This is a genomic window from Bacillus sp. SA1-12, from assembly GCF_000981385.1.
Classification (GTDB): Bacteria; Bacillota; Bacilli; order Bacillales; family Bacillaceae; genus Metabacillus.
Genome location: NZ_LATZ01000120.1, coordinates 386037 through 408074, shown reverse-complemented (window position 1 = coordinate 408074; position 22038 = coordinate 386037). Strand labels below are relative to the sequence as shown.

General features: G+C 35.4%; 22 protein-coding genes, 1 pseudogene and 1 riboswitch. Of the genes and pseudogenes, 16 read left to right on the top strand and 7 right to left on the bottom strand.

What is annotated here, in order from left to right:
- Positions 1–759 precede the first annotated feature (759 nt).
- From WQ54_RS23820 to WQ54_RS23805, 4 genes are all read left to right on the top strand, one after another.
- Positions 760–2286 carry an alkaline phosphatase gene (locus WQ54_RS23820; protein ID WP_052737944.1) on the top strand — a complete coding sequence of 509 codons (1527 nt, stop codon included), beginning with the start codon at positions 760–762 and terminating at the stop codon, positions 2284–2286.
- 317 nt (positions 2287–2603) lie between these two features.
- A complete protein-coding gene (locus WQ54_RS23815) occupies positions 2604–3152 on the top strand; it encodes a hypothetical protein (RefSeq protein WP_046587956.1) in 549 nt (182 codons plus the stop codon).
- A 193-nt stretch (positions 3153–3345) separates the two neighbouring features.
- The gene (locus WQ54_RS32145; RefSeq protein ID WP_052737943.1) at positions 3346–4851 is read left to right on the top strand and encodes an MHYT domain-containing protein; all 1506 of its coding nucleotides are present in this window, start codon (positions 3346–3348) and stop codon (positions 4849–4851) included.
- A gap of 367 nt (positions 4852–5218) precedes the next feature.
- Positions 5219–6886 carry a 5'-nucleotidase C-terminal domain-containing protein gene (locus tag WQ54_RS23805; protein ID WP_046587955.1) on the top strand — a complete coding sequence of 556 codons (1668 nt, stop codon included), beginning with the start codon at positions 5219–5221 and terminating at the stop codon, positions 6884–6886.
- 286 nt (positions 6887–7172) lie between these two features.
- Here the strand turns inward: WQ54_RS23805 and WQ54_RS23800 are convergent, their stop codons facing one another.
- A complete protein-coding gene (locus WQ54_RS23800; protein WP_046587953.1) occupies positions 7173–8099 on the bottom strand; it encodes an LD-carboxypeptidase in 927 nt (308 codons plus the stop codon).
- A gap of 235 nt (positions 8100–8334) precedes the next feature.
- On the opposite strand from WQ54_RS23800, the gene WQ54_RS23795 reads away from it, so the two are divergent.
- Entirely contained in the window at positions 8335–8727 is a 393-nt protein-coding gene (locus WQ54_RS23795; RefSeq protein ID WP_046587951.1) for a hypothetical protein, read from the top strand.
- A gap of 132 nt (positions 8728–8859) precedes the next feature.
- Here WQ54_RS23795 and WQ54_RS23790 read toward each other — a convergent pair whose 3' ends face one another.
- Both WQ54_RS23790 and WQ54_RS32140 read right to left on the bottom strand, forming a co-directional pair.
- A complete protein-coding gene (locus WQ54_RS23790) occupies positions 8860–9165 on the bottom strand; it encodes a hypothetical protein (RefSeq protein ID WP_046587949.1) in 306 nt (101 codons plus the stop codon).
- 101 nt (positions 9166–9266) lie between these two features.
- On the bottom strand, positions 9267–9806 hold the full coding sequence (locus WQ54_RS32140; protein ID WP_052737942.1) for a hypothetical protein: 540 nt from the start codon (positions 9804–9806) through the stop codon (positions 9267–9269).
- 321 nt (positions 9807–10127) lie between these two features.
- On the opposite strand from WQ54_RS32140, the gene WQ54_RS23780 reads away from it, so the two are divergent.
- Positions 10128–10781 carry a 2OG-Fe(II) oxygenase gene (locus WQ54_RS23780; RefSeq protein WP_046587948.1) on the top strand — a complete coding sequence of 218 codons (654 nt, stop codon included), beginning with the start codon at positions 10128–10130 and terminating at the stop codon, positions 10779–10781.
- Between the two features lie 345 nt (positions 10782–11126).
- Here WQ54_RS23780 and WQ54_RS33920 read toward each other — a convergent pair whose 3' ends face one another.
- Positions 11127–11312, bottom strand: coding sequence for a hypothetical protein (locus WQ54_RS33920; RefSeq protein WP_156178108.1), 186 nt, complete (start codon positions 11310–11312; stop codon positions 11127–11129).
- Positions 11313–11744: 432 nt separating this feature from the next.
- Between WQ54_RS33920 and abc-f the strand changes: the two genes are divergently transcribed.
- Positions 11745–13469 (top strand): ribosomal protection-like ABC-F family protein, encoded by a 1725-nt coding sequence (gene abc-f / locus WQ54_RS23775; RefSeq protein WP_046587946.1) that lies wholly within the window; start codon positions 11745–11747, stop codon positions 13467–13469.
- 243 nt (positions 13470–13712) lie between these two features.
- Here abc-f and WQ54_RS23770 read toward each other — a convergent pair whose 3' ends face one another.
- Both WQ54_RS23770 and WQ54_RS23765 read right to left on the bottom strand, forming a co-directional pair.
- Positions 13713–14012, bottom strand: a complete 300-nt coding sequence (locus WQ54_RS23770) for a spore coat protein (protein ID WP_046587944.1) — start codon at positions 14010–14012, stop codon at positions 13713–13715.
- A complete protein-coding gene (locus WQ54_RS23765; protein WP_046587942.1) occupies positions 14009–14218 on the bottom strand; it encodes a hypothetical protein in 210 nt (69 codons plus the stop codon). The genes WQ54_RS23770 and WQ54_RS23765 overlap by 4 nt, the downstream gene beginning before the upstream one ends.
- A 141-nt stretch (positions 14219–14359) precedes the next feature.
- Between WQ54_RS23765 and WQ54_RS23760 the strand changes: the two genes are divergently transcribed.
- From WQ54_RS23760 to WQ54_RS35515, 9 genes and pseudogenes are all read left to right on the top strand, one after another.
- Positions 14360–14575 (top strand): hypothetical protein, encoded by a 216-nt coding sequence (locus WQ54_RS23760; protein ID WP_046587941.1) that lies wholly within the window; start codon positions 14360–14362, stop codon positions 14573–14575.
- A 14-nt stretch (positions 14576–14589) separates the two neighbouring features.
- Positions 14590–14952 (top strand): spore coat protein, encoded by a 363-nt coding sequence (locus WQ54_RS23755; protein WP_046587939.1) that lies wholly within the window; start codon positions 14590–14592, stop codon positions 14950–14952.
- Positions 14953–14968: 16 nt separating this feature from the next.
- Positions 14969–16104: pseudogene (locus WQ54_RS23750) on the top strand (zinc-dependent alcohol dehydrogenase).
- A 767-nt stretch (positions 16105–16871) separates the two neighbouring features.
- Positions 16872–17702, top strand: a complete 831-nt coding sequence (locus WQ54_RS23745; protein ID WP_046587937.1) for an aldo/keto reductase — start codon at positions 16872–16874, stop codon at positions 17700–17702.
- A gap of 105 nt (positions 17703–17807) precedes the next feature.
- Positions 17808–17939 carry a hypothetical protein gene (locus WQ54_RS35340; protein WP_269431586.1) on the top strand — a complete coding sequence of 44 codons (132 nt, stop codon included), beginning with the start codon at positions 17808–17810 and terminating at the stop codon, positions 17937–17939.
- 122 nt (positions 17940–18061) lie between these two features.
- Positions 18062–19228, top strand: a complete 1167-nt coding sequence (locus WQ54_RS23740) for an MFS transporter (protein ID WP_046587936.1) — start codon at positions 18062–18064, stop codon at positions 19226–19228.
- Between the two features lie 300 nt (positions 19229–19528).
- The gene (locus tag WQ54_RS35525) at positions 19529–19828 is read left to right on the top strand and encodes a hypothetical protein (RefSeq protein WP_046587934.1); all 300 of its coding nucleotides are present in this window, start codon (positions 19529–19531) and stop codon (positions 19826–19828) included.
- Positions 19829–19958: 130 nt separating this feature from the next.
- Positions 19959–20216: a hypothetical protein gene (locus tag WQ54_RS35520; RefSeq protein ID WP_052737941.1), complete on the top strand. Its 258-nt coding sequence runs from the start codon at positions 19959–19961 to the stop codon at positions 20214–20216.
- A gap of 12 nt (positions 20217–20228) precedes the next feature.
- A complete protein-coding gene (locus WQ54_RS35515; protein WP_052737940.1) occupies positions 20229–20564 on the top strand; it encodes a hypothetical protein in 336 nt (111 codons plus the stop codon).
- Between the two features lie 31 nt (positions 20565–20595).
- On the opposite strand, the gene dapA is transcribed toward WQ54_RS35515, so the two are convergent.
- Positions 20596–21486, bottom strand: coding sequence for a 4-hydroxy-tetrahydrodipicolinate synthase (gene dapA / locus WQ54_RS23725; RefSeq protein WP_046587932.1), 891 nt, complete (start codon positions 21484–21486; stop codon positions 20596–20598).
- 128 nt (positions 21487–21614) lie between these two features.
- Positions 21615–21793: riboswitch (Lysine riboswitch) on the bottom strand.
- Positions 21794–22038: the final 245 nt, after the last annotated feature.

The window sequence follows — 22038 nt, the reverse complement described above, 5'->3', positions numbered from 1 at the left end:
CTCATATTGAGATTGCCTTGCAAGTTTTTTGGGAAACGGTAGTAGAGTTAATGATCTTAAAAAGATCATTAACTTTTTTCTTAATTTTGATGTGATTCAAAATAAGCTAATAAGGGATTTCCTTTCTCCTTTTAAAAACGTGATCACCAACGCATAGCTTTGAATCAGAAATTATGACAAAAAGCAGGTAAAATGAACTAAAAATTGAAACAAGAATTAATAATACATTTACTTATCAACAATACTAATTTAATAAACTCGTTCTATGATAAATATGTAAAGAAATTTTCTTAAAGAATATCTTACATACTGCTAACTGCCAAGGGTGGAGTACATGGAGAAAACCCAGGTATAGTTACAAGTTCTCTGAAAAAAACTTTTGCACGTCAAAACACGTTTTTTTGAGGGCTTACTATACTTGGGTTTTTTATTTTGGAATTATTCATTTAGTAGTAGTTAGAGAAAATTTTTGATAAAGGAGGAAATTAAACACAGATTTTCAAGATGAAACAAGCAATATTAAGATTAATTTATCAGTCGGAAATAGATCTATCTTTTCTTACATCCTGAAAGATAGATGACTATTTGCTATTTTGTTTTTATTTTTAAGACTTTCACCAATCCGTCACCTATATCGTTTTTTAATAATATATAAATTTTGAGGAGGCCTAAAATGAAAAATTCAAATAGTAATTCAGGGAAATTTGATCGCAGAAGTTTTTAAAGAAAACAGGAAAAGGAGTAGGGATTGCACTTGGTGTGTCGATTGTAAATACCTTACCGGTGAATTTTGCTTCCGCTGCGTCAAATAAATTATCCTACCCTTTTACACTTGGTATTGCCTCAGGGGACCCATGGCCAGATGGAGTGGTTTTGTGGACAAGACTAGCTCCGGACCCTTTGAATGGCGGTGGTATGGACAATCATCCATTCCCTGTTCAATGGGAGGTTTCTCTTGATTCCAGTTTTAAGCAGGTAGTAAAAAGAGGAACGGAGGTTTCCAAACCTCAAATGGGACATTCTGTACATGTTGAGGTAGACGGCTTAAAACCTTCTACATGGTATTATTACCGCTTTAAGGCTGGTTCTGAGATCAGTCCAGTTGGAAGAACGAAAACGGCACCAGCCTTTGGAAGTCATCTAGACAAGCTTGCTTTTGCATTTGCTTCCTGCCAAAACTGGCCTGCGGGATACTACACAGCATATCAACATATGGCAAAGGATGATTTAGATTTAGTCATTCATTTAGGAGACTATATTTACGAAGGCCGCCATAATTCAAGCGGTGTTCGGCCAATTGATAAAGATTTTCCAGAAATCTATACGATTGAAGATTATCGAAACCGTTATGCCTTATATAAATTAGACTCTGACTTGCAAGCAGCCCATGCAAATTTCCCATGGATTGTGACAAACGATGACCATGAGGTGGATAATAACTGGGCAGGAGATGTCCCGCAAGATCCTGATAAACAAACAACGGAAGATTTCTTAAAACGGAGAGCTATCGCGTTCCAAGCTTTTTATGAACACATGCCGTTTCGCCGTAATTCGTATCCAAATGGAAGCAGCATGCAATTATATCGAAGATTACAATTTGGTAATTTAGTAGATTTTAGTGTCCTTGACACCCGTCAGTTCCGAGATGACCAGGCAAATGGAGATGGTTGGGACAGTCCAACACCTGAGTCTATGGATCCTTCCCGTACCTTGCTTGGTGATAAGCAGGAGCATTGGTTACTAGAGGGACTGGCTGCTTCTAAGGCAAAATGGAAGGTTCTTGCACAGCAAGTCTTTTTTGCAAGACGTGATGGAGCATTTGGCCCGGATAAACAAAGCTTCAGCATGGATGCTTGGGATGGGTACCCAGGTGCACGCCAGAGGATTTTAGACTTTTTAGCAGAGAAAAACATCTCTAATACTGTTGTTTTAACGGGAGATGTTCACACAAGCTGGGCAAATGAGGTCAAAGCGAATTTTGATGATCCAAACTCAAAAAATGTAGCAGTAGAGTTTGTTGGAACTTCTATTACTTCTGGTGGTGACGGATCTGATGTTAATAGTAACACGCAACAAACGTTAGAAGAAAATCCACATATTAAATTTTTTAGTAACCAACGCGGATATGTTCGCTGCACATTAACCCAAGATAAATGGCAAACTGATTTTATGGTTGTTCCATACGTAACTAGACCAGGTGCACCAATCAAAACACGAACTTCATTCATTGTAGACGATGGAAAATCGAGTTTGCAGCAAGTGAATACTGAAGCAGCTCCGGTTTAAACAGGTATTTCTAATCCATTTTACGGTTGTAAAGGCATAATACTTTTCAAATAATAAGTAAAAAATATAAATGAAACAGCCTGAGTTCTATATTAATATGGACTCAGGCTGTTTTATTTCTTCTAGACAAGCTATTTATAGTGTCTATAATAAGGATTAAGTTATTCCTTCGTCATATTAGGTTAGATTATAGAGTAAGGAAAATTTACGCTTCACATGTAATAATTACCGTATGAGTATGAAATCAAAGAAATGGCCATGAGCAGGATAATAAGTACTTTTATCGAAAAATAATAATAGAGAAAGGGTCGTTTGAAATGAATTTTGATAGTAAATATTTAATTAGATGGGGTATACCAGGTTGGACATATCTTGCTGTTTTGTTAATCTACTTTTTCTTATATGATTTTGATCAAATGAAAACATTTATTTTTAGCAAGGACGTGCCAATCATTGTTGCCTCCCTCTCACTATTTATTGGTGCGGGTGTTATATTAGGGCATTTAATTCATCAAATAAGTCTTTATTTAGGATTTGTAATTTGGACCAAGAAGGGTAAGTATTTTAAAAAAGAGTATGAAATGGATATAAGGATCATAAAAAGTAAATTCGGGAGTGAAATCCATAGAATTTACCAATATCGCCTCGGAAATGTACATGCTTATCGTACGCTTTGTTTTAGTTTATTCCTTTCACTAATAACATTAATCATATTATCTTTTACTTTAGAGTTTTCTTTAAGTATTGGGATACTTATTCTACTAATTTTGTTGATTAATTCAATGGTGTTTGTTAACTTTATTTATTTTCAAGATAACTTATCTTATTTTATGAAGAAAATAAATACTGATTTTACATCTGAATAACTTTGTTTGGATACTCGATATCAAAGGATATAAAATTTTAGTGCGTAAATATCGTTTCTAATTTTACCTTAGAAATTGAGAAAATGCTTAAGCTAAGGAGTAAATTCTCATATTTTCGTAATAGAAACTTTTTTCTTTTAAAATATGTATATTGAGAATCAATATACAAGAACGTAAATGAAAGTGGGGTTATATGGAACATTTAACTGGTACTTATAACTATTACTGGTTTGTTTTTTCAATTCTTCTAGGTATACTTTTTTCATACATTGCTTTAGACCTTCGTTGGAAGATGATCGTATTTAAAGATTTCAGGTACAATATGTGGCTATTAAGTTGTGCAGTTGCAATGGGTATTGGCATTTGGACAATGCATTTTGTTGGCATGGTTGCTATGAAATTGTCAAACCATGTTATTTATGACATTCGAATTGTTTTTCTTTCGTTGATTATCTCTATCATAGGCACAGGTATTGCATTCTTACTAATGAAATTAAACCAATTTAGACTCCTATTATCAAGTCTTTTCATGGGTGGAGGAATTGTTTGTATGCACTACCTGGGTGTTTGGGCTATGTATCCAAATGTGCTACTTACTTTTAACCTCCTTATTGTCATTCTTTCGATCTTAATTGCTGTTTTGGCAGCCTTTTCTTCATTATGGTTGCTTTTTTTCTTTAATCACCGTGACTCCATGAATTTAAAATGGAGAATTTTAAGTTGTATATTAATGGGGATAGGGATTTCAGGAATGCATTATATTGGGATGTGGGGAACAGATATTACCATAAATACAAATCCTCCTTCTATTAATAACTACTATACAGTCAGTTCAGACACCTTAAGTTCATTTATTAGTGTTCCAGCAATAATTGTAGTGTTAATTATGTTAATATCAAACGCCTTTCTAGATAAAAAACTTTTATCTCAGATGGAAGAACTTAATGAAAGTGAAAGAAAGTTAAGAGAATCAGAGAAACTATCACTAGTTGGAGAATTGGCCGCAGGTGTTGCTCATGAAATTCGCAATCCACTAACATCCTTAAAGGGATTTACTCAAATCATTTATGAAAAGACAAATGATCAATCAAATAAAAATTTCCTAAAAATTATGATTGATGAAATCAACCGGATCAATTTTATCGTTAGTGAATTTATGGTGCTTTCTAAACCACATATTGTAAATATATCTACATCAGATCTATCACTTATCATTAAAAACGTCATTACCCTTTTAAATACTCAAGCAATTATTAAAAACATAGATATTTCCCCAGAATTTGTTGGAGATTCTTTTTTAATAAAGTGTGAAGAAAATCAAATAAAGCAAGTATTAGCCAATATCATAAAAAATTCAATTGAAGCCATGTCGGAAGGCGGAAAAATTTTTATTAAATTAGAACAAAAAGATTCCTATTTTGTCATCTCTGTAATAGATAATGGAGTAGGAATTCCTGAAGAAAATATTCATTTATTAGGAAAGCCCTTCTTTACCACAAAATCAGAAGGTACAGGGTTGGGGTTAATGGTAAGCAAGAAAATTATTCAAAACCATAATGGTCTATTTGAAATTAATAGTATCCAAGAGGAAGGAACAACTGTAAAAATTTCATTGCCTATTGAACAAAATGACAGAGAACAATTAAAAACAAATCATAAATTAAAAGAAGAGAAATATGTCAAAATAAAAAGCATTTAATTGAATGTATAGAAAAAAAGATAAATGATGAACTGAAACAAATTTCTGTTTTCAGATTTATTAATATGTTATTTAGATTTTTTGCACCTTACCGATTTCTTTACCTCATTACTAGCTTTTCTCTTATCTGAGTATATTTTCACACCAACATACGAGCATAAAGATTACACTTATTTTTTGGGGAGAGATAGTTAATTTGCAAGATTATCTAATATTATTTGAAAGGGAATCAATTTGTCTAACAAGCATAAATTATCATTCTTTTACAGAATCCTTACATAATCTTAACAAAAAAAGCTCTTCCATTTGATATGATAGTTTCGTTGAAACTACGAAACTATTACTTCTTTGGAAAGGTGATTTTAACATGAAAAGAAGAAAGAAAAATTATGTAAAAAAATTAGTACAAACATCATTTGCGGTTACTATGCTATCATCTGCTTTTATTTCTTCGCATGCATTTGCTTCAAATTACGAAGTAAATAAAAAGAATTCAAACAATACGAGTACAGTTAAGGTTCAACTACTTGGCTTAAATGACTTGCATGGGCAAATAGATACAGTAACAAAACTAATGCTGGATGGAGAGAATGTGCTTGCAGGAAGTATGGAATACACAGCTGCAGCCATGAAACAACGTGAATCAGCAAATCCAAATACACTTATGGTCCATACTGGTGATATGATTGGTGGAAGTCCGCTTATATCCGCAGCGTTCCAAGACGAACCGACAGTAGAAGTGATGGAATCTATGGGCTTTGACGTAGGGACACTTGGGAACCATGAATTTGATGAAGGCATTGAAGAACTGCGACGTATGATGAATGGCGGGGACCATCCCAAAGGGACTGCCGGATATGATGGTATGAATTTCCCGGTTGTTGCCGCTAACGCTTTTGATACAGCAACAGGTGAATTAATCACCAAGCCTTATGTGGTGAAAAAGGTAGGCGGTAAAAAAGTTGGATTTATCGGTGTCGTGACACAAGAAACACCAAATATTATCGTAAGTAAAGGGAATGAAACTCTCAAAATTACAGATGAAGCGGAAGCTATCAACAAGTATACGAAAAAATTGAAGAAAAAAGGTGTAGAGGCCATTGTCGTACTCGCTCATAATCCCACTACACAAACAGGTAATGCCGATGCATTTGATGCTTCCAAAATTGCAGAGAACGTGGATGATGAGGTGGATGTGATCTTTTCTGCTCATAATCATGTTAAAGTGAATAAAGTAGTCGACAACAAGTTAATCGTACAAGCATATTCCTACGGCTCTGCATTCTCTGATGTAGATCTTGAACTTGATCCAGTTTCAGGAGATGTGGTGAAAAAGCAAGCCGAAATCGTGACAGTGTATCAAAAGGATTACACACCAGATGCTGCTGTTTCTAGCATTATCAAAAAGTATAAAGATTTAGTTGAACCGATCAAAGCAGAGGTTGTTGGAAATTCTTTAACCGCTCTATCCAATAGTAAAGCCTATAATGGGGATAATCGTGATTTGCCACTTGGAAATCTGATTGCAGACGGAATGAAAGCAAGTATGAATGCGGACTTTGCACTTATGAACGGTGGAGGTGTGCGGGCAGCACTTGATGCAGGGGAAGTCACATTTGGTGAATTATTCTCAATACAGCCATTTGGCAACGTATTGAATAAAGTAACCCTAACTGGCGCTGATTTAGAAACTGTATTGAATAACCAGCTCTCATCTACAGGATACGACTTCCATGTTGCTGGATTCAACTACACCTATTCTGTGGATACTCTGACAAACACAGCAAAAGTAGTGGATATCATCCTTCCAGATGGAAGCAAAATTGATAAAACAAAAGAATATACAGTGGTAGTAAATAATTATATGTTTGGAAATGCAAAGTATGGCATCGCAGCCCTATCTCGCGGGATGGAAGTAGGGCCGGAAGATATTCAAGCAACGGTTGACTATGTTAAAATACTGCCTAACCCATTTGAATACAAGCAAGAGGGACGAATTAAAGAAGTAACTGCAGCTGCAGCGGTTACTCAATAAAATCTTATCTATCCTTCGAGTTTATCGTATCATTTTATTATAAATAGCCATTACATTGTTTTCAATGTAATGGCTATTTATTTCGATGGTAGATTTATTATTAAAAAAGTTCACATTGGAAAAGCAGATGATTGGAGTTGTATATTTTTTCTCCTACTTCAGAGGCAAATGCATCTAATCCAAGCGCAAACCGAGCAATTAAAAATTAGCAGTACACTGTATGTTATGGTTGTATTTTTATCTCATACATAATCAATAATCTTTGCTGTTTCTTCAATAATCTATTCTATATTCTGGAAACGGTTGGTTCCAATACAGTTAAGCGATTTTCTGTCGCATTCAAATTAACCGATGCACCTATCGGAATCGCGGCCTTATAAACACCATGCCCTGTAGCTAGGTTAATCATCAACGGTTTTCCTAAGGGAACAAGCAAATCATTAATTAATTCTAAATATGTTTTACCATAGGATACTGTACAATTCGTACATTCACCCATAATAATACCGATACAATCTTGAAATTTCCCTGACATGATTAAATGAGTAAGAGACCGAAAAATGGTATTACTCGGTGCATGGGTCTCCTCTAAAAAAATGATTTTCCCTTGCGTATTCAGTTCATACTGTGTTCCAATGGCATTCACAATCGATGTCAAATTCCCACCTACAATAGGGCCGGTGACATTTCCTGGTACTAAACTCATTAAGGTCATATTCGGCGGATTTTGGATCGGCCTTGGAGAAGTCAAGGTAGAAGTAGCTGCAAAAAATTGATTGAAATTATAAGCAGGTGTTTCTACTCTAAAATCAATGAGCATGATGCTGTGAAACGTAATGATATTGCTAAACTGATATAAGCTATTCAATAGAACTGTTATATCACTATAACCAGTGATCAATTTTGGATTCTGTCTTATGACGTCAAAATCAAGGTAAGGAAGCATGGTCTGAACTCCAGTCCCTCCTCGAGTAGGGAGAATCATTTTGACGCTCGGATCTCTGAACATATTCATCACATCTTCAGCTCGTTGTGGAGCAGGTGATGCTGTGATCCCTTCATATGAATATACGTGCCGGCCAAAAACGATATTAAACCCGAGGTCTCTCAAGTATTGGGCTCTGGCATTGATTATGGACGCATCTAGGGGACTCCCAGGTGTAACTAACCCAATCGTGTCTCCTCTTTGTAACAACGGAGGTCTTATTGCCATTTTTATTCTCTCCCTATGTTCACATCATGAATAGTTTATGATAATACAAGGTATTAAAAGGTGATCTGAAATATGTCAGCTCTAACAATTCATTGATTTTTTAGGGATTTATAAATATTCGTAATGAGCGAAACTGCTTCCTATTCAAATTACAGGAACATTTGTTCTGTTCGATGAATATCTTTCTTAATAAGACAATATGATAAACTATCATCAGTGAAATGAGGGGATAAGGTTGGCAAATGAACCAGTCATCACAAGAGAATTGCTTGCACATTACCTTGAACTGAATCATAAGAAAAAAGAAGTGGAAACAGAACTTGAAGAATTGAAGAAAGCTTTTAATAACTATCTTGATGTGTTAGTGGGCCAAAATGCCAAAGGGGAAATGGTCTTTAAAGATTACAAATTACAAAGACAAATTAGAAAAACCGTTAAATATGAACAAGAACCAACAGTTAAAAAACTTGAAGAATTAAATCTCCTTGATCTTATTCAAAAAAGGCCAGACGAAGGGAAAATAAAATCGGCCATCCAATTAGGATTGCTGCATGAAACAGATTTAGAAGGCTGTAAGTCAGAAACTTCTTCGCAAGCTATTTATGTGAAATACTTACCGTCCAAGTAACAGCTAATATAGGAAGTTAAGTTAAAACGGCATGATTGTAAAAAAAAGAGACTGTCACAAAAGATCTTTCCATTAAGATCTTTTGAGACAGCTTTTTTTATGGAGTTAGTATATCTTTGAAGGTACATTTCCCTAAGAAATCACATGAAGCGGTTCAGCTTTCCATTCCTCAATAATTTTTTTCACTTTCTTCTTGTCTATGACATTGATCGCATAATAGGTAACTCTCTGATCCTTCATTTCTCTAACGGGATGATGGGAAACTCCATAAATATCACCTAACACCATAACATCCTCAATGGTAAAACCAATTAAAATGATCATCGGTTTCCTATTACTAGACCATGTTCCTCTTGTACCTAATACAACAGGAAGCGGATTTTTCTTCTTCTTCACATATTCTGCTACCCATTCCTGTTCTGTAAGGGTTCGTAACATTCAAACAACTCCCATTTTAATCCTACTCTTATTATTTTCTAAAGGATGTTGACTATACTCAAAAGCAATTTGGCAGCAAAATTTTATATCCAATAATCCGCTTAGAAATCCTCAAACTCAATAAAATGCTGATGATGATCCTTAATATACCTATTTATTCTGCAAATCATCTCTGCAGACGAATTAACTAGGGATTCATAAAACGAGTTAAATGATGTTTTTAGACCATTATTTTGTTCAAGGTCTTCACGTTTAACAGAAAAATTCTTTAATGTATTTGGATGATCATGAGCGATTAATACACTTTCAACATTAGTAAGGAGAATAAGCATTGATTGATCATCGAAATACTCGATACTTGCTTTTATGGCTGACCAGCTTTTCGGTTGAGCCATGAAATTTGCACTCCACCAATACAACTCAACAGGTGACCTGATTACATGGTTATAATACGCATAAAACATAAATAACGCTCGTTGACCATCAGATAGCTCTTCATAAAATTTCTCTTTCATTTCAGTCACAGATGTTTGTGCAGCAATCCTGTTCTTATAAATGGTGATAAGCGGTTTGAAACAGGCTTGACTTATATTCTTATGTTTCAATAAATCAAAATCCTGCTTTATCATTTTTACTAACAATAGGATCACACTCCTTACCTCATACTATACAATATATAGAATTAGTAAAATACTATAATAAGATTGTTTTGGTTAAACCTCAGTCAGAAAAAATTTTTTATAAAATAGAAACATAAAGTAGTAGAAAAACGATTTTCCAAGGTGTAAAATTTATTTACAGAATGAAGGGCAGGAGGAATGAAAAGCTTTTTAGAAAAACCAAATTGTTGCCGTTTCCACTTTAAGATGAAGACATCGATAAACAAATGGAATGACTCTTTCGGTAAAAAACCCATTTGATTATTTTGTACCATAAAAAATAATTGTAAAGGTTGATGAAAGTTGACAACGGATACGAAAGAATTAACGGTGAAAGAACAAACAATTTTTAATCACATTGGAAATAAAATTGTTACAGATGACAAAGTCATTAACATTATTGCTAAAGTAGAAGAACCACTTATCGTCATTTTAGGAAATGTGTTAAGTCATGAAGAATGTGATGAGCTAATTAAATTGTCAAAGGATAAACTTCAGCGTTCAAAAATTGGAAATGTACGTAAAGAAAATGAACTTAGAACCAGCAGCAGTACATTTCTTCAAGAAGAAAATGACGTTGTTAAGAGAATTGAAAAAAGAATCTCAACTATCATGAATATACCTGTTGAACATGGTGAAGGTCTTCAAGTTCTTCATTATAAAATAGGACAAGAGTATAAAGCTCATTTTGATTATTTTTCATCAGCAAATCATGTTGTTAACAATCCCAGAATAAGCACACTCGTTTTGTATTTAAATGATGTAGAGGAAGGCGGGGAAACATTTTTCCCTAAGCTGAATTTCTCAGTCTCTCCGCAAAAGGGAATGGCGGTATACTTTGAATATTTCTACAACGATCCTGCTTTAAACGAGTTAACCTTACATGGCGGAGCACCCGTTATTATAGGAGATAAATGGGCTGCTACCCAATGGATGAGAAGGAAAAAAGTAAATTAAAAGCTTTAGCCAATAAGCCACTTGAACAATTAGTTGGTTATTTAGAATCTGTGATGAATTTATCTAAAAATAGCAAGCGGTTACAATTTATATAAGTATTGAATAAGGATCATCGACGGTGTTCCCTATTCTTTGTTATTACAAGAAAAGGATTCAAGTAGCTCAAAGACAGAAAAGGGAAGGGCTTTTTTACTACCTATTAAGCACTTCCCTACAAGAATGTCTGGCATATCTACTTATATACGACACAGAATATCAAGAGACTTCATAAGCATTTTAATGATCAGATGAATTTAAAGTCTTTTCAATCTTCCATAAATCAGAATGACTTTTATCATTCTATCTCTAAAAATCTTCTTCAATACATCTTCTTTCACTGGATGAAGGTAAACGTCCAAATCTTTTAAAGAACTCTTTTGTAAATTCTTGAGTCCTTAATAGTTCACATCCTGTAAATAATCTTCTAACTTGATCAAACGGATTTGGGCATGGACAACAGCATTGATTACGAATCTGCTTACAACTTTTCAAATGAAACACTCCTTTTTGTGGTATTACTACTTATTAATCAATTAAAGGACAAATTGTCACGGCTAATATCTTATTTGCTGTCATTCAGTTGACAATTTCAGCATAGAAAAATATACTGATAATGTAAGTCAAAATAAGGAAAGGAACGGTACTAGGCAGATGTGGATTTAATCTTATTTATCAGGGATTTCACACATATGAATGAAAACAATGTGAACCTGGAGAGTAGGATTAGTTTGTCCATATATGTTTTTATGAAGTGCCGTTTACGATATCTGCATGCACAAATTCTTTCATTGTGCTATTTGTGTATCATTATAAACGTTTGCATTTTATTAAATATGGGATTAAAAACTAACCTCTCCAGGATTATTGGAGAGGATTTTTTATATATACCTCTCTTTGAAATAATCATTAAAAGAGGTGAACTGTATGTCCACGGTTATTCAAGGAAAGGAATTACAGAAAAGCTTTGGTGAACGAGAAATACTAAAAAAAATAAACTTTGAGATCAGACAAGGTGAAAAAATTGGCCTCATCGGCATAAATGGGGCTGGGAAAACGACCTTCATAAAGATCCTTCTGGACATGATTGAGCCAGATAATGGCTCTGTAACAATGTGGCCACCCCATTTAAAAATCGGCTATTTGCCTCAATCAACAGAGTTTAAAATGTCGATTGATTCTGAACTAATCGAAAATGGGGAAATGCTAATGGAAACATGCAAGCAGCTGGGCCTGCAAAATAAGAGATGGGATAAAAAAGAGCTGACTCATTTAAGCGGTGGAGAAAGACTTAAATTGTCTTTGGCGAAAATTTGGGCAAATTATCCTGAGTTTTTAATCTTAGATGAACCCACAAATCACTTGGATATGAAAGGAGTAAACTGGCTGATCAATGTGTTAAGAGATTATGAAGGTTCCGCGATTATTATTTCACATGACCGCTATTTTTTAGATGAAACGGTAGCAAAGATATTTGAACTTGAAGATGGAAAGCTAACAGTATATGAAGGAAATTATACCTCCTACCGAGACGAAAAACAGCGGCGTTATGAGCAGGGAAAGCGTGACTATGAGAAACAACAACGAAAAGTGGAAACGATCGAAAAGCAGATCAGCACCTTGAAAAATTGGTCGGAAAAAGCACACCGCCAAGCTGGAAAAGGCGGTTCAAATGCCGAAAATCGACAGCTGGGATTACGGGAATTTGAACGTGTAAAGGCAAAGAAAAAGGATAATCAAATAAAATCTAAGATTAAGCGTTTAAATCTTGAATTATCCAAACATGAGGTGGCAAAGCCGAAGGAAGAGAAAATCGTATCCTTTCACTTTGAATCGATGCATAAACGGGGAAAAAGGATTCTTGAAGCAAAAGGAATCATGAAACAATTCGGAGATCAACTCCTTTTTGAAAAAAGCCACTTTTATATTAAGCATGGGGATAGAATTGGCTTGCTTGGAGCAAATGGAGCAGGGAAAACGACGTTTATCAAAAGCCTTCTACAGGAAGAAACACTTTCGAAAGGCTCACTTTGGATAAGCAGTTCATTAAAAATTGCCTACTTATCTCAGGATGTGAGTGACCTTCCAGAAGAAAAAACACCCTTTGAGTACCTTAATCTCAAGGATCGACAGCAAGAAACGAACGCTAGAACCATTTTTGCCAATATGGGGCTTCAAAATGAAATCTTTCAAAAGCCCATTTCAAATTTAAGCCTTGGTGAAAGGACACGAATCAAGCTAATTCAGATGATTCTAAAAGAATATGACGTATTAATTTTAGATGAACCTACGAACCACTTGGATTTGCCGAGCAGAGAAGAACTGGAAAGAACATTAAGCAACTATACTGGCACACTCATCATCGTTTCACATGATAGGTACTTAATTGAAAAACTGTGTACGAAATTATTGATTATTGAAAATCGGAAAATTCAACAGATTGAGATGGGGTTAAGAGAGTACGAGGAAAGTAAAAGCAGAAAAGGGACACTTGCAGAACAAAATGTACAAGAAGAAATCGTCATTATTGAAACAAAAATCACAGAGCTCCTAGGAAAAATCAGTTATTTGACGGCTGGAACAGAAGAATATGATCAGATTGACAAAGAACTGATGAAGCATATGGAAAGAAAGCGCTATTTGCAAAGCTAAGGCATGGATTTGATTTTTTTTCGATCTCTTTGCAAATGGGGAATATGTATTGTACAAAACACATTCCCCATTTGCAAAATATTTAAGTCAGAATTTAAAAAAATAATCTGGTTTTCCAGCATGTTTACTCAGTTTATTCAAGTTGGGATTTTAAAGTTGTATAATTAATAATTTATCACTTTTGATTCTTCTTTATAAACTTGAGAACTATTATTTAGGTATTTATAAACGTTTGCAAATCAATTATTGCTTTTGAAGGTCTAATGCTGCTTGAGCATCTTGCAACCTAACATTGATCTGATCAACTAAGTCATAAGGGTGATAATAGCCTTTTGAAGAAATATACGAACTTATCCTTTCATGTGTTTCAACAGCAGCCCTAAGCTGATCCCGAAGAGCAGCTCTTAGCTCAGGTGTTGACGTCTCCGTAATAGCAAATGCAATATTTCTCACTGCTGATTTTGAAGAAATTAAAAAGTCTGAAGCAATGACTTGTTCGGTCATCCCTCCCATACCTGCCAGATTCTGTAGAATATTCGTCATTGAACATTCTCCTCTCTATTTATGATAAAGCTTTGCAAAAGCTGAATACTTTGTGCTCCTGATTCTAAATCATCGGAAAGTATGGCGCTAAGCTCTTCATCTTGTACTAATTTACTCATTGTAAAAGCCTTTGTTAAGTTGACAGTTTTGAAAGCTAATAATTCCAGTGTCTCAAGTGTTTCATGAAGCCCTAAATAGTTGGTCATTATTCTTCCTCCAATCATTAAAAATATTTTTCTTCAAAGTGGAAACTTTATTAAATAAAAAATTTTCCACAAGTGAAATATAACTTCACAACATTAATTTTTATAATTAGGAAAGTACTATCAATGGCAGGAGGTGACCATATGGATAAAGAAAGCCTTGCTTTTCATGAAACGATGGAAACCCATGAAATATTAAACCTAAAGACAGTATGTTTATTGAAATCAAAGCTAATGCAAGGTCTTTGTTTCGATAATGATTTAAAAGCATTAATGGAAAAAGATGTTCAGCAATCGATTGCGGCAATTAATGAGCTTAAAGCATTTTATAAAGGAGCAAGAACAAATTATTTACAATGAGGTGAATATTAAACATGGAAATGGATTATTTGGATCCCCAAGGCGCTGAACATATGCCAGAGATGGCTGATTCAGGCATTGCCCTGGAATTTCTTCTTTCAGTGAAAACTGGTATTCATACATATGCCATGGCTATAACTGAAACAGCTAGCCCAGAATTAAGAAAAACATTATATCGTCAAATGGAGCAATCCATTGATTTACACGCCGAGTTATCGGATCTAATGTTAAACAAAGGCTGGCTGTATCCGAATGATGTCGGCAAGCAAGTGGAATTAGATCTCAAATCAGCAGATAATGCCGTGATCATTGCCGGAATGAATTTATTCCCTAATGATACCGACAGACTTGGGATGTTTGCAACGCCTAATCAATAAGGGAGGTAAGAGGAGTATGAAAGCTGTCACATACCAAGGAAGTAAAAATGTACAGGTAAAAGAGGTAATTGATCCAAAAATTAAAAACTCGGATGATATTATTGTAAAAATAACAACCTCTGCTATTTGCGGCTCAGATTTACATTTGATTCACCAAATGATACCTAACATGCCAACAGATTATGTGATTGGTCACGAACCTATTGGTGTTGTTGAAGAAGTTGAACCGGATGTAACCAAACTGAAAAAAGGGGATCGGGTCATTATTCCTTTTAATGTAAGTTGCGGGTAATGTTGGTACTGTAATCATGAGTTGACCAGCCAATGTGATAATTCAAACCCTCATGGTGAAATTGGCGGCTTTTTTGGATATTCAGAAACAACTGGGGGATATGCCGGCGGGCAAGCTGAATATATGCGTGTTCCTTATGGAAATTTCACTCCTTTCAAAATTCCAGAAAATTGTGAAGTAGAAGATGAGAAAATAGTGTTACTTGCTGATGCTGCTTCAACAGCCTATTGGAGCGTTGATCATGCAGGTGTTAAATCAGGTGATACAGTAATCGTTTTAGGGTGTGGGGCGGTTGGTCTTCTTGCTCAGAAATTTGCGTGGTTTAAAGGGGCGGAACGAGTCATTGCAGTAGATATCTTAATTACCGTTTAGAGCACGCAAAACGCACGAATAAAGTAGAGACTGTAAATTTTGAGGAACACGAAAATGTTGGTGAGTATTTAAAAGAGATCACTCAAGGCGGAGCAGACATTGTAATCGATTGTTCAGGGATGAGCGGTAAAATGACACCCCTAGAATACCTTGCATCCGGAATGAAACTGCAAGGAGGTGCTATGGGCGGGATAGTCATCGCATCACAAGCCGTTCGTAAAGCGGGAACCATTCAAATAACAGGTGTATATGGAGGACGTTATAACAGCTTTCCATTAGGAGACATTTTCCAAAGAAATGTTGATATAAAAACAGGACAAGCTCCTGTTATTCCATATATGCCTTTTCTATATAATCTCGTATCAGAAGGAAAGATTGAGATTGGGGATGTTGTTACTCATGTTCTCCCATTGGATCAAGCAAAGCATGGGTACGAAGTTTTTGATACAAGAACTGATAAATGTATTAAAGTTGTTCTTAAACCCTAATGTAATATTACTCTTTATAAAGAACTTTGTATTAGTAAATATAAGGTTCTTTATTATTATAAAAGATTAGAAAAAACGAATAATTACCATTTCTATTTTATATAAAATAGATGGGAAAAACAACGTTCTTCCACACTCTCTCCACCTTCTATTGATATCAATTAGATGTTAAAAAGACTCAAACTGTTTTAAAGCGGGAAGCTTCATCATAAGCCGCTCATTTAGTATAAGTTGTTTAAAATATAGTTAATTTACATGGATATGATGCAAATGGTGAAGCAAATTGAAATTACTTTAGTATTTCCGTCCCAATATCCACGAATGGGAATAGCTGTTCTTAATAGATTTGCTTGCCTATTACTCTGTTGACTGTAATAGAAATTATGATGAGCCTACCCCAATCATGCAGTCTGCCAGCTATGTCAGCTTAAATGCCCATCGCTATGGGAATGGAATATCTGGCTCGGTTTACTGTTAACTTATCTTAGTAGCTCTCCTTTATTTTAAAGTATTTATTTAAAGGAAAACAATAGAATCTAATTAATTTATTTAATAGCCGAAATTCTAGAAACATAGTGAAGTACTAAAAATCCTCATTTTGATCTTTTGAGTTATAAAGTGCAAGATTTGATTGATTTATCTTATTATTTCTAAGATTCGATTATGTAATAATTACAACCTTTATTTTCTAACAAGTCTCAATTATTTGATTTTCACAAAAAACATGAGAAAATAAATAGGTGTAAACAAAAAGGAGGATGTGGAGTATGATAAAAAGCCTGCAAGATTGTACTGTTTTACATAATGGTGTGCACATGCCTAGGTTCGGGTTAGGTGTTTGGAGAGTTGAGGAAGGACAAGAAGTTAGGGATGCAGTTAAGGCCGCCATTAAAGCAGGCTATCGAAGTATTGATACTGCAGCTGGTTATGGGAATGAAGAAGGGGTAGGCCAAGCAATTAAAGAATCAGGGATTTCCCGAGAAGAACTTTTTATCACAACAAAAGTAAAAAATGGCGATCAAGGTTATGAATCAACTTTGGAAGCCTTTGAAACTAGCATGAAAAAGCTAGATTTAGAGTATTTGGATTTATATTTGGTCCATTGGCCGGTAAAGGGCAAATATAAAGAAACATGGAAAGCATTTGAAAAATTATACAAAGAAGGTCGTATCCGTTCGATTGGAGTAAGCAACTTCCAAATTCATCATCTGGAAGATTTGATGGCTGATGCAGAGATCAAACCGTTGGTCAATCAGGTTGAATTCCATCCACGCTTAACACAGATAGAGCTTCGTGATTATTGCAGGAAGAATCAAATTCAATTAGAAGCATGGTCACCGCTCATGCAAGGCGAACTACTAAATCACCCCACACTAAAAGAAATTGGTGATCAATACAATAAAACAGCTGCCCAAGTCATTTTACGCTGGGATTTACAGAATGAGGTCGTCACTATTCCTAAATCAGTAAAAGAGCACCGCATTATTGAAAACGCAAACATCTTTGACTTTGAACTAACACAAGATGAGATAGAAAAAATCAATTCACTAAATGAAAATAGACGAATTGGGCCGGATCCTGATAATTTTAATTTCTAATATGTAAACAAATGATAGCAACTCATCAGCCCTTCTCTTAAAAGTGCAATGCATGTATCCATACTAGCCCGAGGATACTAAAGGAGGGAAGGGAGGGTAACTTAAATGAAAAAACAAGGGATTCCAGAACATCAAATTAATTTTACAGGTGAAGTGAGCCAAGCTCTTGATAAAACAATGGAAACGAAACAAAACGCTCAAAATAAACAGAATGATCAAAAGCAAAGCAATCGATAAGTGAGCACGCAGTATATACATTTATCCAACATGTGCTCTAAAATGGAAATCCTTATAATTACAATGGATTTCCATTTTATTTTCCATTCGCGTAAATTAATAATAAATTGTAAGGTGAAGAAATGAATGTAAGAAACGTTGTTCTTATAGCATTAACCTATCAAATCATGATTAATATGACTCGGCCAATCGTATCTTTATATGCCAGCAGTATGGGAGCAAATACCGCTGAAATCGGCTATCTTGCTGCAACATATGCATTTTTCCCATTATTACTAGCGATCCCAATTGGTAAATTATCAGATCGGATTGGCGACCAAATACCAACCATACTAGGAACCTTTGGGGTTACAATCGGTATCTTTTTACCCTTTACGTTTCCTTCCATATGGTCTTTGTATTTATCGCAGGCACTAGTGGGAATCTCACAAATTTTTATCAATGTTAATTTACAAAATCTAATCGGTACCTTATCAACTGTAGAACAAAGGGATCAGAACTATAGCCGCTTCAGTTTAGGAGTAGCCATTGGAGGATTGATCGGACCGGTTATTGGAGGGTATGCTGCAGAGCATTTTAGCTACTCATATTCATACCTATTTGCGGCAATCATCGGCGTAATTCCAATCCTTTTAGCCTTTTTATTACCAACATACAAGCGAAGTAACAATGAAAATCAGGAAGACTCTAAAGGAAAATCAGCATTTAATTTATTGATAAGCAAAAATTTAAGAAAGGCCTTGATCGCAAGCTCTCTCGTCTTATATTCAAGAGATATCTTTGTGACTTATTTTCCTCTTTATGCCAAAGATCTAGGCTATTCTGTCTCAACGATCGGCTGGTTCCTAACTGTTATGGGATTAGCAACCGTCGCCATTCGCTCTGCTTTACCTTTCTTACTAAATCTGATGGGAAGAGGAAACGTATTGATTATGACTCTCTTAGTTGCAGGTATTACCTATTTACTTGTCCCCATTATGAATCATATTCTTGGTTTTTATTTTATTGCAGCCTTAATGGGCGCAGGCTTAGGATGCGGACAGCCACTATCCATGTCGATGATTTATAATGCTTCACCACCATCACGAAAAGCAGAAGCACTTGGATTAAGGCTTGCTGCAAATCGTTTCTCCCAAGTCATTGCACCTTTATTATTTGGAGCAATTGGTTCTCTCAGCGGATTCGCACCGATCTTTCTTTTAAGTGGTGTGTTTCTGGTAGGAGGTTCTTACTTAACACGGCAAGATAGTGAAGAGGGTAATCATGAGCTTGCGTCAAAAAGTGGATGAAGACTTGATCTTTTATATTTTAATCCGCCTATATTAGGTGGATTTTTTAAATTTTAAAGCGTTCATCTTCGATGCGGCTGACCCGTGGATAAATCTTCAAAAGTCCCTGATTAATATCTCAGAAGCCAATAACTGTACTAAGCATTGGTATATTCAAGCATCGTGAAAATTTAGACCATCACTTACTTGTTTAAGCCCGATAAATAATCTACGAACAATAAATTTTGTATAAATTAAACCAACAGCCAAAAAATAAGAGTGGTGTTTTGATACGGTTCATTCAACATCTAGGAGGACCCAATGAAAATATCCACTATGTTACTAACTATCTCATTACTCGTTTTGAATGGTTCCAATTGTCTTACCATCAAAACAGATGATCAACAAAACAGTGAATATCCTGTAAAAAATGAGTTAAACATTATCCAAACCTTCAAACAAATAAGCAAGCAACAATATCAAGCCATGAAAACTTCCTATGGGAATGAACAGGGACTTTCAAAAAACTATCACGGCCATATTGAACAGCGCCAAGAACTACATGATCGGCATAAGGAGAAAGAAAACCCCAATACAAGCAAATTCAGCTGCTCGGGATGAATGATTTCCATGGTCAATTAAATGTCACAAGGCAAGTCAATGGCAAGCCTGCAGGGCGGATTTTCTGGCAGCTTATTTAAAACAGCATGCTCAAGAAAATAAAAACACATTATTAGTACATGTTGGTGATATGGTTGGAGCAGGTTCGGCGATTTCTGCATTGCTGCATGATGAGCCAACGATTGAATATTTAAATAAGATGAACTTTACAATTGGAACAGTTGGAATTCACGAATTTGATAAAGGAGTGACAGAGCTGCTAAGGCTGATCAATGGGGGCAACCATCTGACAACAAGTAATTTTACCGGTTCTCAGTTTCCATGGGTTGCTGCAAATGTGATTGACAAAAAAACGGGTAACACCGTTCTCCCTGCGTATAAAATTTGAAGAAGCAATGGGATGAAGCTTGGTTTTATTGGGGTGGTCACGACAGAAACGACAAGCAGTGTTTTTCCAAGCAGTGTGGAGGAGATAACGTTTCTTAAGGAAATAGAGGCCATCAATAAGGCTGCAGCTGAATTAAAACAACAAGGTGTCAAAGCGATATTCGTCCTTGCACATATTCCAGGGACATCAAATGCTAATGGGGAGCAAGCGGAAGGAGATATTGTCAACATAGCAAAAGCAATTGATGACGAAGTTGATATTATAGAGGCACTTGTTCAATATATTAAAACAATCCAACATCCGTTTAGTTCTCATATCGAAGGGAGAATACAGATGAAAAACAATTAAAAAGAGGGTGAATGATTCCACCCTCTACATACTACTCTAAAATCTTTACTAAATTACTAGTTTTTAACGTCTCTTTCAATATCGCTTTTTCTTCATTGTTCAAAGGAATCATGGGCAATCGAACTCCGCCAACATTAACACCAATCATATTTAATGCCTCTTTGATTGGCGTTGGGTTTGGCGCTGCAAATAATGCTTTCATAACCGGAAGCAGCTTACGATGTAAGGAAGCTGCTTGCTGAATATCACCATTTTTAAAATGATTAATCATTACCTGCATATCATTGCCAATAATGTGTGAGGCAACCGATATAATACCTGTTCCGCCGATAGATAAAACAGGCAGAGTTAAGCCATCATCACCACTATACAACGTAAAATGATCTGGTGTTTTAGTAATGATTTCTGCCATCGCATCTAAATCCCCGCTTGCTTCCTTGATTGATACTATATTCTTAATATTAGAAAGACGAACAATGGTATCAGCAGACAGATTCACCACACTTCTCCCAGGAATATTATAAAGCATAACCGGCAATGATGTTGCTTCAGCAATTGCCTTAAAATGTTGATACATTCCTTCCTGAGATGGCTTGTTATAATATGGAGTAACAAGCATAATACCATCTACGCCTTCTTCCTCTGCAAGCTTCGTTAAGCTGATCGATGCCTTCGTATTATTAGTGCCAGTTCCTGCGATTACCGGCACTTTTTTATTTACGACCTTTACAACAAACTTAAAAAATTCAACTTTTTCCTCGGTGGTTAACGTAGGTGACTCACCAGTCGTACCTGTTATAACCAGTCCATCTGTTCCATTTTCAATTAAATAATTGACTAATTGTTCAGTAGCATTAAAATCTACCTCGCCATTTTGATCAAACGGGGTAACCATTGCAGTTAATACTTGCCCGAAATTCATAGCTTCACACCCTTTATCGTATTATTCATAAGGATAGGTGTTTAGAGCCATTCGAAAAGAAACGCAAAAAAGCAGCAACGAAGGAACGCTGCTGCAGTAGAGACAATATTTGATAATATCGTTTCTGTGCGTAAGATAGCCCTCCATATAGTTACCTATATGACAGTTCTGTATTTATTCAATAACAGAACCAGCTTCAAGAACATGAGATTCTATCTGCTTCGGCAAATTCCCCTTTCCACCATCTTCACAGGATCTCATTCTCCTCAGAAAGTGTACTCATGACCTTTGCACCTCTATCCTCACTTCAAAAAATATTGAAATAAGAAAAATTTAATTATTGGTAATATAACATGAACTGCCTACTCTTACAAGGATTTTATGCAAAGAAATCCATATTAATCGAACAATAATAGCAGAAAATTAAACAACAGAAGAGGCACAGTAGATCACTCAGTCACTATATTTCAAAGATTGACTAAGGTTAAACCTTTGTTATGTAAGATTGAATCAGTTAAGATGATGGTAAAGTCTATTTATTTGCTAAGCAAA

What these genes read in the sequence shown, in the direction of transcription:
- dapA (WP_046587932.1), bottom strand. Translation starts at nt 21,486, where the DNA reads ATGAATTTCGGGCAAGTATTAACTGCAATGGTTACCCCGTTTGATCAA.
- WQ54_RS32145 (WP_052737943.1), top strand. Translation starts at nt 3,346, where the DNA reads ATGGAACATTTAACTGGTACTTATAACTATTACTGGTTTGTTTTTTCA.
- WQ54_RS23745 (WP_046587937.1), top strand. Translation starts at nt 16,872, where the DNA reads ATGATAAAAAGCCTGCAAGATTGTACTGTTTTACATAATGGTGTGCAC.
- WQ54_RS23790 (WP_046587949.1), bottom strand. Translation starts at nt 9,165, where the DNA reads ATGTTACGAACCCTTACAGAACAGGAATGGGTAGCAGAATATGTGAAG.
- WQ54_RS23740 (WP_046587936.1), top strand. Translation starts at nt 18,062, where the DNA reads ATGAATGTAAGAAACGTTGTTCTTATAGCATTAACCTATCAAATCATG.
- WQ54_RS23765 (WP_046587942.1), bottom strand. Translation starts at nt 14,218, where the DNA reads ATGACCAACTATTTAGGGCTTCATGAAACACTTGAGACACTGGAATTA.
- WQ54_RS23805 (WP_046587955.1), top strand. Translation starts at nt 5,219, where the DNA reads ATGAAAAGAAGAAAGAAAAATTATGTAAAAAAATTAGTACAAACATCA.
- WQ54_RS35525 (WP_046587934.1), top strand. Translation starts at nt 19,529, where the DNA reads ATGAAAATATCCACTATGTTACTAACTATCTCATTACTCGTTTTGAAT.
- abc-f (WP_046587946.1), top strand. Translation starts at nt 11,745, where the DNA reads ATGTCCACGGTTATTCAAGGAAAGGAATTACAGAAAAGCTTTGGTGAA.
- WQ54_RS35520 (WP_052737941.1), top strand. Translation starts at nt 19,959, where the DNA reads ATGGTTGGAGCAGGTTCGGCGATTTCTGCATTGCTGCATGATGAGCCA.
- WQ54_RS23755 (WP_046587939.1), top strand. Translation starts at nt 14,590, where the DNA reads ATGGAAATGGATTATTTGGATCCCCAAGGCGCTGAACATATGCCAGAG.
- WQ54_RS35340 (WP_269431586.1), top strand. Translation starts at nt 17,808, where the DNA reads ATGAAAAAACAAGGGATTCCAGAACATCAAATTAATTTTACAGGTGAA.
- WQ54_RS23800 (WP_046587953.1), bottom strand. Translation starts at nt 8,099, where the DNA reads ATGGCAATAAGACCTCCGTTGTTACAAAGAGGAGACACGATTGGGTTA.
- WQ54_RS23770 (WP_046587944.1), bottom strand. Translation starts at nt 14,012, where the DNA reads ATGACGAATATTCTACAGAATCTGGCAGGTATGGGAGGGATGACCGAA.
- WQ54_RS23760 (WP_046587941.1), top strand. Translation starts at nt 14,360, where the DNA reads ATGGATAAAGAAAGCCTTGCTTTTCATGAAACGATGGAAACCCATGAA.
- WQ54_RS35515 (WP_052737940.1), top strand. Translation starts at nt 20,229, where the DNA reads ATGAAGCTTGGTTTTATTGGGGTGGTCACGACAGAAACGACAAGCAGT.
- WQ54_RS23815 (WP_046587956.1), top strand. Translation starts at nt 2,604, where the DNA reads ATGAATTTTGATAGTAAATATTTAATTAGATGGGGTATACCAGGTTGG.